This window comes from Phenylobacterium sp. GW823-FHT02A09 (genome assembly GCF_058797775.1).
In genome coordinates, this window is sequence record NZ_JBXAJZ010000002.1 from 921,610 (window position 1) to 934,175 (window position 12,566).

Below are 12,566 nucleotides of genomic sequence, written 5' to 3' on the forward strand. Positions count from 1 at the left end.
CGTAGATCAGCCGCTTAGTTCGGAAGGGGGACGCGCGTGGGAGTACTGTCGATCGCCTTGCTGGCCGCGGCCCTGACCCAGGACGCCGGCGCCGCGCCGGCCGACCAGGCGGTGACCAGCTATGACGGCGGCTTCTTCGCCGCCTCGCGGCCCGCCGACGCCAAGGCGATGATCGACCGCATCCCCGGCTTCGCCTTCGACGGCGGCGGCGCCGTGCGCGGCCTGTCGGGCGCGGCGGGCAATGTGCTGATCGACGGGCGCCGGCCCTCGTCGAAGAGCGACTCGCTGAGCGACGTGCTGGCCCGCATCCCGGCCGACCAGGTGATCCGCATCGACGTGATCCGCGGCGGCGCGCCCGGGATCGACATGCAGCGCAAGCCGGTGGTGGCCAACGTCATCCGCGACCCGCGCGGCGGCGTCAGCGGGACGGTCACGCTGGCCGACACCCTGACCCTCGACGCGCAGGGCCGCAACGAGGGCGAGGTCGCCGCCGACCTGGCCGCGCGGCTGGGCGCGCACGTCTTCGAGGCCGCGGCCAGCTACTCGCTCGGCGACACCCACGACCGGCGCCGGACGCATCGGGTGCGGACCGCCGGCGACGGGCGGCTGCTGATGGACTCGCAGATCGGCAGCGACAAGCCGGCCGACTCGATCGTCGGCGCGCTCGCCTACGAGACGGCGCTGCCGGTCGGCGACGTGCGACTGAACGTCCGCAGCTACCGCGACACCAGCGACATCACCGAACGCGACGTCTTCGACTACCCGCAGGGCCTGGGCGTGCTGACCGAATCCTATCGTGGGGCCGGCGGCGAATTCGGCGGCCGCTACGTCGCGCCGCTGGGCGGCGGGGCCGAGCTGGAGACCGTGGCGTTGCGCTCGTGGCGCACCAACGAGACGCGGGCGACCTCGGTCACCGCCGCCAAGACCGTCGGCTATCGCCGCTTCGACGAGTCCGGCGAGACCGTCGGGCGCGCGGTGCTGCGCTTCCACGGCTGGGACTCGCTATCGCTGGAGACGGGGCTGGAGGCGGCGTTCAACTGGCTGGAGGGCGACAGCGCCCTGATGGTCGGCGGCGTTCTTGTCCCGGCGCCGGGTTCGCAGGCGCGGGTCGAGGAACGGCGCGGCGAAGGCTTCGCCACCGGGGTCTGGCAGCCCTCGCCGGTGCTGGCGCTGGAGGCCGGCCTGCGGTTCGAGGCCTCGGTGCTCGATCCCGGCCATGGCGAGGAGCAGGGCCTGGAGTTCGCCAAGCCCTCGGCGGCCCTGACCTGGACGCCCAACGCGCAACAGTTGATCCGTGTACGGATTGAGCGCGAGGTGGGGCAGCTGAACTTCAACGACTTCGTCGCCTCGGTGAACATGTACACCGGGGTGGTGACCGCTGGGGCGGGCCTGCTGGCCCCGACCCAGACCCTGCGCGCCGAGGTCGCGTTCGAGCAGCGGTTCGCCGGCCGCGGGGCGCTGGCGGCGATCCTGCGCCAGGAGCAGATCGAGGACGTCATCGGCTTGGCGCCGGTCGCCGGTCCGAACGGCCTGTTCGACGCGCGCAGCAATGTCGGCCCGGGCCTGCGCCAGATGCTCGAGGTGAACTCGACCCTGCCGCTGGACGCAGGCGGGATTTCCGGCGGGCTGCTGAAGGCCGGCCTGAAGGCGGTGCGCTCGGAAGTGACCGACGCGGCGACCGGCGAGCGCCGCAGCTATTCGGGCCAGTCGGCGCTGGAGTGGAATGCGGCCTTCACCCAGGATCTGCCGGAGTGGAACGCGACCTGGGGCGTCAACCTGTCGGGCTTCACCGACAAGACCGCCTACCGGTTCGACGGGACCGAGGTCAGCGGCGCCGAACCATGGGCCTCGGCCTTCGTCGACTATTCGCCGCGCTCGGACGTCACCCTGCGGCTGGAGGTCAACAACCTGACCGGCCGCAGCGCCTGGAGCGAGCGCGACGTGCACGCCGGACTGCGGCACGTCGCCGACCTCGTCTACGCCGAACGGCGCGACGAGGAGAGCTATCGCAACGTGCGGCTCAGCGTCCGCAAGGCGTTCAACTAGACGCCGGTCGAGCCGTGGCCGCCGGCGCCGCGAACGGTGTCGTCGAGCTCGTCGGCTTCGACCAGGGTCCATTGCGGGGCGGCGGCGATGATCCCCTGGGCGATACGGTCGCCGCGGCGGACGTGGAAGGCCTCGGCGCCGAGATTGATCAGGCAGACCAGGATCTGGCCGCGATAGTCGCAGTCGACGGTGCCGGGCGTGTTGACGATGGAGACGCCGTTCTTGGCGGCCAGGCCCGAGCGCGGGCGGATCTGCATCTCGTAGCCGATCGGTAGGGCGACGGCGAACCCGGTCGGGATCAGCGCCCGGGCGTTCGGCTCGATCGTCACCGTCTCGCCTTCGGGCACGGCGGCGCGGAAGTCGAAGCCGGCGGCGCCGGCGGTGGCGTAGGCGGGCAGCGGCAGGTCGTGGTTGCCCTCCCAGCGCTTGAAGGTCGCCGTCAGGCCGCGCGTTTCAGTCATCCGGGGTCGCCCTTGCTTGGAGTGTGAGCGCGGAATGCCAGACCCCGGCCGCCGCCTCAAGGGCGACGGCCGGGGCTTAGAGCGGAAAGGGCCTGGTCAGTTCGTCGCCGGCAGTTGCTTGGCCAGGAAGGTCTCCAGCGCCTGCAGCATCTGCGTGCGGGTGGCCGAGCGGGTCATGTAGTGGTTCTCGCCCGGAAGGACGACGTACTCGACCGGCTTGCCTGCGGCCTTCAGGGCGTTGGCCATCGCCTGCGACTGCTGCGGGGCGACGACGGTGTCCTGGTCGCCGTGGATCAGCAGGATCGGGGCGGTGGTCTTGCTCACCAGCAGCGCCGGCGAGGTGGCGTTGAGCTTGCCCTTGTCGGCGGCGCCGAGCATGGCGCGCAGCTCGCCGATGCCGGCGGCGTCGTCGCCCGACGTCCGCCACAGCTGTTCGAGCAGCAGACCGAGGTCGGCGATCCCGGCGATCGAGGCGGCGCACTTGTAGGCCTCGGGATGCATGGTGGCGCCGGCCAGGGCGGCGTAGCCTCCGAAGCTGGCCCCGACGATGCACACCTTGCCGGCGTCGGCCTTGTCGGCGACGGCGGCGATCCCGTCGAGCAGGTCGGTCTGCATCTTGCCGCCCCACTCGCCGGCCCCGGCCTTTTCGAAGGCGGCCCCGAAGCCCCACGAGCCGCGGAACTGCGGCTGCAGCACCGCGTAGCCGCGGGTGGCGAGGAACTGGGCGATGTAGTCGAAGTCGAAATCGTCGCGCGCGGTTGGCCCGCCGTGCGGCAGCACGATCAGCGGCGGCTTGGCGCCGGCCGCCAGGCTCGGGGGCAGGGTCAGATAGGCCGGGATCTCCAGGCCGTCGCGGGCCTTGTAGGTGATCCAGCTGGTCTGGCCGAGGGCGGCGTCCTTCAGTTCGGGATACTCGTCGCCGAGCGGCGACAGCTCCTTGCGGGTCTTGTCGAACAGGTAGCGGGCGCCAGGCGAGGAGGGGGAGCTCACCCGCACCAGGAAGCGGGTGCGGTCCGCCGACCAGTCGGTGAGCGAGACGTCCTTGCCCTTGAAGGCCTTGGCCAGCGCCGCGTGGGTGGCGCCGAGTTCGGCGTCCAGCCATTCGTAGACCGGCTTCTCGGTTCCGCCGACGATGGCGACCGGCGCGACGCGGTGCGGATCCCAGAGCATGTTCGGCGACACGCCGTTGAGCGGCTGTCCGACCGGCTGTTCGCCGCCGCCGGCGAGCGACTTGCGGACGATGCGGTTGTCGAGGGCGAGGTAGATCGAGTCCTCGGGCGCGGAATAGCCGAGGTACTGGCGGCGGCTCTCGTAGTCGCCGCCCTGCCAGATCTGGGTCCAGGCGCGGGCGCCGGAGCGGGCGTAGATCTCGAACTTGTGGGTCAGCTCGTCGACGTCCAGGCGCACCTTGGCCTCGCCGGCCGGGTTGAGCTCCCAGCCGATGGTGTCGGAGTCGCCCTTTTCGACGCGCACGCCCTTGCCCGTGGCCGGATCGACCTTCATCAGCGCATAGGCCCAGCCTTCGGCGCCCTTGCGCTTGATGCGGGTGTCCATGCTGCTGCTGGCCTCGATCGGAGTCAGACCCAGCACGTAGACGCTGGTCGGCGGCCCGGCGACGACGCCGAGCACCGGCTGGCTCACGAGGTACTGCGAGAACGCGTCGGCCTCGAGCAGGCGCGCCACGGCCTGGCCCTGGGTGTTGATCGAGACGTTGCGCTCGAACCGGTAGGCCAGGCGCGGGCCTTCCGAGCGCCAGTAGGCCATGCGCGCCAGGACGTGGTCGTTGCCGGCCCAGCTCAGGCCGACGGCCTCGGCGTCGCCGAGCGCCAGCGCCGGCATGTTCGGGTCGTCGATGGTGGCGATCGAGACGTAGCGCTGCTCGGACGTGCCGCCGAGCAGGGCGACGCGGCGACCGTCGGGCGAAATCGCGGTGTCGACGACGGCCGGGACGCGACCAAAGGCGGTGGCCGGCGGCGGCGCAGCATGGGCTGCGCCCGCGAGGGTCGCGAGCGCGACGGCCGTGATGATACGCATGGCTGAGCTATTCCTTGGATGCGGCCGAGCCGAAGTCCCCCGGAACGGCTCTATAAGGATACGGCGCAGTCGCGCAACCAGACGGGGCGCCGCACCCAAAGATTCGCGTCAGCTGGCCGGATAGCTCTTGGCGAGGAAGGTCTCCAGCATCTCCAGCATCTGCACCCGGTTGGTCCCGCGGGAGAAGTAGTGGGCCTCGTCCTTCATGACGACGTGCTCGAACGGCTTGCCGGCGGACTTCAGCGCGTCCGCCATCACCTTGGACTGCTCGGGGTCGACCTCGGTGTCGTTGGCCCCGTGGATCAACAGCACCGGGCCGTCGATCTTGCCCGCGAGCCGGGCCGGAGAGGCGCCGCTGAGCCGGTTCTTGCCCGTGCCGCCCATACGTTCGCGCAGCCGTTCCAGCGCCTGCGACTCGTAGTCATAGAAGTAGCGATTGTTGGCCATCAGCAGGCCGAGGTCGGAAAAGCCGCCGATCGACGCGGCGCACCGGTAGGCGTCCGGATGCAAGGCGGCGGCGCTGAGGGCGACGTAGCCGCCGAAGTCGTGACCGACGATGCAGGGCCGCGCGGCGTCGACCTCGCCGCCGACCGCCGCCACCGCGTCGAGGATGTCGGTCTGCATCTTGCCGTTCCACTCGCCGAAGCCGGCCTCGTAGAACTCGTCGCCGAAGCCCCACAGGCCGCGATGATAGGGCTGCAGCACGGCGTAGCCGCGGCTGGCCAGGAACTGGGCCATGTAGTCGAAGCTGGCGCGGGTCTCGACGCCGGGGCCTTCGCCGGCCATCACCACCAGCGGCGGCCGCGACCCGGCCGCCGCGCCCGGCGGCAAGGTGAGGTGGGCCTGGATGATCCGCCCGTCGCGGGCCTTGACGCTCAGCCAGCGCCCCTGGGCGATCGGCGCGCCCTTGAGCTCAGGATAGTCTTCGCCCAGCAGCGAGACCTCCTTGCGGCTGCGGTCATAGAGATAGACGGCGTCCGGCATGGTCCGCGACTCGACGTTGAAGACGATGCGGTTGCGGTCGTCCGACCAGTCGATCAGCGAGATCTCGTGGCCCTTGAAGATCTTGCTCAGCGCGCCGTGGACGCCGCCGATCTCCGGATCGAGCCACTTGTAGCCGGTGGCGCCCGCGCCCTCGCTGACGATCGCGACGGGCGAGCCCGTGGTGAGATCCCAGAACATGTACGGCGAGGTGTCGGGGGAAGGCCGGTCGGCGACCTCCGTCGCGCCGTCGCTCACCCGCTTGCGGACGATCTCGCCGGTTTCGAGGAAGAGGTAGACCGAGTCCTCGGGGGCCGAGTAGCCGAGGTAGCGCTCGCGACCGCCCAGCGGGGTGGTCCAGAACCGGGTCCAGAGCGCCGCGCCCTGGCCCGGCCGCGACATGTGGATCGCCTCGACGTCGGTGATACGGTTGGAGTCGTAGTCGTGGCGGACGCGGACCGCGCCGGTCGGATCGACGCTCCAGCGCCGGGTCGTCCGCACGCCCTTGGCGATCGTTTCCCCGAGCCCGGTGGCCGGATCCACCCGCCACAGGGCCATCACCGTGCCCTCGTTGCCGCCGTTGGCGCCGCCGCGCAGCACGACCTTGTCCGATCCGTTGGGCGGCGTCGCCATGATCGGCTGGTTGTAGAAGTGCTGGGAGTAGGTCTCGTTCTCCAGCAGACGGGTCGCGATATTGCCGTCGGGCGTGATCGAGATGTGGCGCTCGAAGCGGTGCATCTCCTTGGGGCGCGGCGAGAACCAGAACGCTGTCCGCAACAGCAGGTGATCGTTGCCGGACCAGGCCAGGCTCAGTCCTTCGCCGGCGCCGAGCGGCACGACCGGGACGTTGGGCTCGTCGATGGTGGCGATGGAGACGAAGCGCTTGTCGTCCTGGCCGCCGAGCATGCCGATGCGGCGGCCGTCGGGCGAGATGGCGGCGGAGGAGACGGCGGGATACCTGCCATAGGCGGAGGCGGGCGGGGGCCCAGCCTGCGCAGACGCGACAAAACCAAGGACGCCCGCCGTCGCGGCGGCCGCCAGAACTCTACGCTGCAATACACTTTCCCCCGGAATGCCCGCGACAAGGGTACATGCCGCGACGCTGCATGCAAGGGTTGCGGGGGCTATCCGGGCGGCGGGGCGACGTAGCCGCCCAGCGCCTCGTCGATGGCTTGGGCGATGGAGAGGGTGCGGGAGTCGGCGGCGTGCGGGCCGATGATCTGGGCGCCGACCGGCAGGCCGCTGGCGGCCAGGCCCGCCGGGATCGTGGTCACCGGCAGGTGGCAGGCGGTGGCCAGCGCGATCCAGTTCAGCATCGCCGGATAGGAGATGGCGACGCCGTCGCTGGTCTTCAGCCTGCGGCCGGCGAACGGCTTGTGGTCGTGCGGGAAGGCGACGGTCGGGGCGACCGGCGCGAGGATGGCGTCGAAGGCGTCGAAGGCCTCGGCCATGGTGCTGCGCAGCCGGGCGCGGACTTCGTCGGCAGCGATCCACTCGGCGTGGCTGGCGGTATAGGCGCGGGTCAGGCCGGCCCAGGATTCACGCCGCGCGCCCAGCGCCAGAGCGATCGCGGCGGGCGCGCGCATCCGGCGCATGGCGGCCTGGGCGGCCGGCGGCATGTCGGTGGCGACCAGCGAGCCGAGCAGCACGCGGTAGGCGTCCATCAGCTGGTCGAGCGGAGCCGGGGCCGAGATCGGCCGCACCTCGACCCCCGCCGCGCGCAGCCGGCCGGCCAGGTCCTCCAGCACCGCGCGGACCTCGGGGTCGAGCGGGAAGCCGTCCAGCCAGAGGCCAAGCTTGAGGGTCTTGAGATCGGCGAGCTCGGCCTTGGCGGGGACGCCCTCGGCCAGGATCGAGAGCAGCAGCCGCAGGTCGCGGGCCGAGCGGGCCATCGGCCCGACGACGTTGAGGTCGCGCTCGGCATGGGTTCCGGGCGCCGGCGGCACGTGTCCGACCTGCGAGACCAGGCCCCAGGTCGGCTTGTGCGAGAAGACGCCGCAGAAGCTGGCGGGGACGCGCAGCGAGCCGCCGATGTCCGAGCCGATCTCCAGGGCGGTGACGCCGGCGGCCAGCGCCGCGGCCGCGCCGCCGGACGAGCCGCCGGGGACGCGAGTCGGGTCCCACGGATTGTTGGTGGCGCCGTAGAGCGGATTGAACGACTGCCAGTCGGCGGCCATCACCGGCACGTTGGTCTTGCCCCAGATCACCGCCCCGGCCTGGCGCGCGGCGGCGACCACGGCGGCGTCGTCGGGCTTGCGGCGGCGCAGGGCCTCGATCCCCGACGAGGCGGCCATGCCGATCACGTCGAAGGTGTCCTTGATGGTCATCGGCAGGCCGGTCAGCGGCCCGCCGGCGCCCTTGGCGCGCAGGTCGTCGGCGGCCTTGGCCAGGTCCAGCGCCCGCTCCAGGTCGGCGGCGACGACGGCGTTGAGCCGGGCGTGGGTCTGCTCGTGGCGGGCCAGGGCCAGCTTCAGCAGTTCGACGGCGGAGACCTCCTTGGCCCTCAGCGCCGACAGTTGACCGGTGGCGTCGCGGGCGAGGAGGTCGGCCATCATTTCAGCCCAAGGACATCTTGCATGTCGTAGAGGCCGGGCGGCCGGCCGGCGACCCAGCGGGCCGCCTCGACCGCGCCGCGCGCGAACAGGCCACGATCGCGGGCCGAGTGGCTGAGGGTCAGGATCTCGTCCTCGGCCGCGAAGATCACCGAGTGCTCGCCGATGATGCCGCCGCCGCGGATCACCGAAAAGCCGATCTCGCCGGTCGGGCGGGCGCCGGTGATGCCGTCGCGCACCCGCTGGGCGACGTCGGCCAGGGCGACCTGGCGGCCGCGGGCGGCGGCCTCGCCCAGCATCAGGGCGGTGCCTGACGGGGCGTCGACCTTGCGCTTGTGATGGCTCTCGGTGACCTCGATGTCGTAGGCGTCGGCGTGCAGCGCCTTGGCGGCCTGGGCGACCAGGCCCATCAGCATGTTGACCCCCAGCGAGTAGTTGCCGGCGAACACGATCGGGACGGACTTGGCCGCGGCTTCGATGGCGGAGATCTGCTCGGGCGAGGCGCCGGTCGAGCCGATGACCAGGGCCGGGGCGCCGCGGGCGGCGACGGCCTGGGCCAGGGCCACCGAGGCGGCCGGTGTGGTGAAGTCGATGACGACCTGGGCCTTTTCCAGCGCCTGGTCGAGCGGCACCAGGCCTTCGCCCTCGACGCCGGGGCGCTCGAAGCGGGCGGCGAGGCGGACGTCCTGGCGGTCGGAGACCACGGCGCTCACGGCCTGGCCCATGCGGCCGAGCGCGCCGGCCACGGCGATGTCGATGGGACTGGACAGGGGGGAGGACTCCGACGCGGCGAAAACTTGAGCGCGCTAGTCTCCCGTCCTGGCGGTCGCGGTCAAGGCGCCAGCCTGCACGGCTTCTGCACGGCAACGCCTTGGGCCGTGGACGGCCGCTCCCGCAGGACTGGAAGCCGGCGGGCGATAGCTGGCGCTCCTGCAACCGGAGCCGTTCGCATGACCGCCCGCTCGTTCCGCCTCAAGACCGTGCTCGCCGCCGGCCTGGTCGCCGTCGCCGACGTGCTGCTGTTCGACCACGACATCGGGGCCAATCTCGGCTTGCTGATGCTGGCGGCGCTGGCCGTCGCGGCGTCGGCGCATCCGGAGACCTGGCGCGACCGCCGGGCGCTGGCGGCGTTCGCGCTCGCCGGCGGCTTTGGCCTGCTGCTGATCGACCGGCCGGGCCTGATCGCCTGGTTCATGGCGGCGCTGGCGCTGGGCGTGGCGGTGCTGTCGCCGCGGGCCGGCGCGCGCAGCGACGTCGGCGACTGGGCGCTGCGGCTGCTGCGGGCCGGGCTGCTGGCGGTTCCGGCCCCGGTGCTCGACATCCGCCGAGCCGCCGCGCGAGGTGCTCGGCCGGGGGCCGTGAGGCGCTTGCTGGTCGCCGCAGCCCTGCCGGTGATCGGCGGGGCGATGTTCCTCGGCCTGTTCGTGCTGGCCAATCCGCTGATCGAGCAGGGGCTGGCGGCCTGGCGGCTGCCGCCGTTCTCGCTGCCGCGGCTGCTGTTCTGGATCTGGATGGCGATGATCGCCTGGGCGCTGCTGCGGCCGCGCGGGGCGCGGCGGCGGTTCGCGCCGGTCTGGCGCAGCCGTGGACCCGGCGTCGCCTCTGCGTCGGTGACGATCTCGCTGGTGGTGTTCAACGCGCTGTTCGCGCTGCAGAACGGCCTCGACCTGGCGTTCCTGTGGAGCGGCGCGCCGCTGCCGGAGGGGGTGAGCTTCGCCGAATACGCGCATCGCGGCGCCTACCTGCTGATCGTCACGGCGCTGCTGGCCGGGGCTTTCGTGCTGGTCTTCCTGCGGCCGGGGGCGGCGCAGTCGCGGGCGGTGCGCTGGCTGGTGATCGGCTGGGTGGCGCAGAACCTGCTGCTGGTCGCCTCCAGCGCCCTGCGCACGCTCGACTATGTGGAGGCCTACGGCCTGACGCAGCTGCGGATCTCGGCGTTGATCTGGATGGGGCTGGTCGGGCTGGGACTGGTGCTGATCTGCGTGCGGCTGGTCGCTGAGAAGAGCGCGAGCTGGTTGATCGGGGCCAATGCCACAGCGCTGGCGGCGGTGCTGACCGCCGTCGCCATCGCCGACATCGGCTCGGTGGCGGCGAGCTGGAACGTGCGCCACGCGCGCGAGGCGACCGGCGATCCCCGCGACCCGAGCCTGGATCTCTGGCATCTGCGCGAGCTGGGGCCGGCGGCGCTGGTCCCGCTGACGCAGCTGGCCGGGCGACCGCTGCCGCCGACCCTGGCCGCCGAGGTCCGGGCCGCGCAGCGCGAGGCGCAGGCGGACCTGGCGGCGCGCCAGGCGCGCTGGCGCACCTGGACCTGGCGCGGGCAGCGGCGGCTGGATGCGGCGGCCGCATTGACGGCGCCCGTGCAAGCCGGAACATGACGCTCATGGCCAAGATCCTGATCGCCGACGACGACCCGCACATCCGCCAGCTGCTGGCCTTCGCCCTGGAAAAGGCCGGGTTCGAGGTGGTCGAGGCCGAGGATGGCGAGGCCGCGCTGGCGAAGGCGGAGAGCGCCGCCCCCGACCTGCTGGTGCTCGACCTCAACATGCCCCGGATGAACGGGCTGGACGTCTGCCGCCAGTTGCGGGCCCGGAGCGAGCTGCCGATCCTGATCCTGTCGTCGCGCGACGAGGAGATCGACCGGGTGCTGGGCATCGAGCTCGGGGCCGACGACTACGTGGTCAAGCCGTTCAGCCCGCGCGAGGTGGTGGCGCGGGTTACGGCGATCCTGCGCCGGGCGCGGCCGGCGCCGGCCGCGGCGGGCGGCGGCGAGGTGGCGCGCGGGCGGCTGAGCCTCGACCCCGACGCCTGGCTGGCGCATTGGGACGGCCAGCCGCTGGCCCTGACCGTGACCGAGTTCGGCATCCTGCGGACCCTGGCTGCGGCGCCGGCCAAGGTGTTCACCCGCGACGCGATCATCGACCGGCTGCGCGGGCCGGGCTTTGCGATCACCGACCGCACGGTCGACAGCCATGTGCGCAACCTGCGCGGCAAGTTCGCGGCCCTGGGCGCCCACGACGTGATCGAGACGCGGTCGGGGGTCGGCTACCGGCTGGGGGCCTGCCTGGGCCAGGGCGCGTGATCGGCGCGGCCAAGACGTTCCTGAAGCGGCGCTGGCCGCGGCTGCGGCTGCGGGTGATCCTGTTCGCGGTGCTGTTCTTCGCCGCGGCCATGCCGGGGCTGAGCGCGATCTTCCTGCGGGTCTACGAGAACACCCTGGTGCGCCAGACCGAGGCCGAGCTGGTCGCCCAGGGCGCGGCGATCGCGGCGGCCGCTGCGGTCGGTTGGCCCGGCGCGCCGCCGCCGCTCGCCGCCGGCCCTCCCGCCCAGGGCCGCTACGCCCCCGAGCCGAGCACCATCGACCTGCAGGCCTCGCCGCTGCTGCCCGAGCGTCCGGCGCCGAGCCCGAGCGGGCCGCCGGACGCGACGGCGGCGGAGATCGCCCGGCGGCTGGAGCCGATGATCGACCAGACCGTACGCACGACCCTGGCCTCGGTGGTGCTGCTCGACGCGCGCGGGACGATCGCGCCGGGGGGCGGTTCGCTGGCGGCGCTGCCTGAGGTGCGATCGGCCCTGGCCGGGGATCCCGACACGGTGCTGCGGCGGGTCGGCGACTATCGCCCGCGCTATTCGCTGGAGTGGCTGAGCCGGGCCTCGGGCCTGCGGCTGCATCATGCGCGGCCGATCGAGGTCGACGGCCGCGTGGTCGGGGTGGTGCTGCTGTCGCGCTCGCCGCGGGCGCTGTTCCGCGGCATCTACGAGGACAGGGGCAAGATCGCCATCGGCGTGGTCGGCATCGCCGCGCTGCTGGTGGTGCTGGCAGGCCTCGTCTCGCGCGGGGTGACGCGGCCGATCGAGGAGCTGAGCGCGGCCTCGCGCCAGGTGGCGGCCGGCGGTGTGCAGACCCTGGAGACCCCGACAACGGCGGCGGTCGAGATCCAGTCGCTCTACGAGGATTTCCGGGCGATGTCGGCGGCGATCGAGCGGCGCAGCGGCTATCTGCGCGACTTCGCCGCCTCGGTCAGCCACGAGTTCAAGACCCCGCTCGCCGGGATCAGCGGCGCGGTCGAGCTGTTGCAGGACCACGGCGAGGAGATGAGTCCGCAGGAGCGTTCGCGCTTTCTCGGCAACATCGCCGCCGACTCCGCGCGGCTGTCGCAGCTGGTCACCCGGCTGCTGGACCTGGCGCGGGCCGACATGGCGCGGCCGGAGGCGGGGCTGTCGACGGACGCCGGCACCGCGGTGCAGCGGGCCGCTGACGCGATGAACGCCGGCGGCTTTCACGTGGAGACGCAGGTTCAGCCTGGTCTGCCGCCGGTCGCGGTCCCGGCGGCGACCATCGAGGCGGTGGTCGGGGTGCTGTTGCAGAACAGCCGCCAGGCGGGCGCGCGCCAGGCGACGCTGTCCCTGCGGACGTTCGAGGGCCAAGTGCGGATCGTGGCGGCCGACGACGGGCCCGGGGGGGGGGGGGGGGGGGGGGGGGGGGGGGGCG

General features: G+C 72.6%; 9 protein-coding genes (1 of these 9 running past the window's edge). 4 read left to right on the plus strand and 5 right to left on the minus strand.

What is annotated here, in order from left to right; translation table 11 throughout:
- Positions 1–36 precede the first annotated feature (36 nt).
- Complete coding sequence (locus AC1Q87_RS11800) at positions 37–2,046, plus strand: TonB-dependent receptor plug domain-containing protein (RefSeq protein ID WP_492609121.1); 2,010 nt, start codon at positions 37–39, stop codon at positions 2,044–2,046.
- Here AC1Q87_RS11800 and dut read toward each other — a convergent pair.
- The 5 genes from dut to dapB all read right to left on the minus strand — a co-directional run bounded on the left by dut (position 2,043) and on the right by dapB (position 8,844).
- Entirely contained in the window at positions 2,043–2,507 is a 465-nt protein-coding gene (gene dut / locus AC1Q87_RS11805; protein WP_183775280.1) for a dUTP diphosphatase, read from the minus strand. The genes AC1Q87_RS11800 and dut overlap by 4 nt on opposite strands.
- A 96-nt stretch (positions 2,508–2,603) precedes the next feature.
- Positions 2,604–4,541 (minus strand): alpha/beta hydrolase family protein, encoded by a 1,938-nt coding sequence (locus tag AC1Q87_RS11810; protein ID WP_492609122.1) that lies wholly within the window; start codon positions 4,539–4,541, stop codon positions 2,604–2,606.
- A gap of 108 nt (positions 4,542–4,649) precedes the next feature.
- On the minus strand, positions 4,650–6,578 hold the full coding sequence (locus AC1Q87_RS11815) for an alpha/beta hydrolase family protein (protein ID WP_492609123.1): 1,929 nt from the start codon (positions 6,576–6,578) through the stop codon (positions 4,650–4,652).
- Between the two features lie 68 nt (positions 6,579–6,646).
- On the minus strand, positions 6,647–8,074 hold the full coding sequence (locus AC1Q87_RS11820) for an amidase family protein (RefSeq protein ID WP_492609124.1): 1,428 nt from the start codon (positions 8,072–8,074) through the stop codon (positions 6,647–6,649).
- Positions 8,074–8,844, minus strand: a complete 771-nt coding sequence (gene dapB, locus AC1Q87_RS11825; protein WP_492609282.1) for a 4-hydroxy-tetrahydrodipicolinate reductase — start codon at positions 8,842–8,844, stop codon at positions 8,074–8,076. The genes AC1Q87_RS11820 and dapB overlap by 1 nt, the downstream gene beginning before the upstream one ends.
- A 180-nt stretch (positions 8,845–9,024) precedes the next feature.
- Here dapB and AC1Q87_RS11830 point away from each other — a divergent pair, with 180 nt between their 5' ends.
- From AC1Q87_RS11830 to AC1Q87_RS11840, 3 genes are all read left to right on the plus strand, one after another.
- Positions 9,025–10,452, plus strand: a complete 1,428-nt coding sequence (locus AC1Q87_RS11830; RefSeq protein WP_492609125.1) for a DUF4153 domain-containing protein — start codon at positions 9,025–9,027, stop codon at positions 10,450–10,452.
- 5 nt (positions 10,453–10,457) lie between these two features.
- Entirely contained in the window at positions 10,458–11,156 is a 699-nt protein-coding gene (locus AC1Q87_RS11835; protein ID WP_492609126.1) for a response regulator transcription factor, read from the plus strand.
- Positions 11,157–11,533: 377 nt separating this feature from the next.
- Positions 11,534–12,566, plus strand: partial view of a histidine kinase dimerization/phospho-acceptor domain-containing protein gene (locus AC1Q87_RS11840; RefSeq protein ID WP_492609283.1) — the 5' portion only. It continues 125 nt past the right edge of the window; 1,033 of the gene's 1,158 nt are visible here — the first part of the coding sequence; the start codon lies at positions 11,534–11,536; the stop codon falls past the right edge of the window.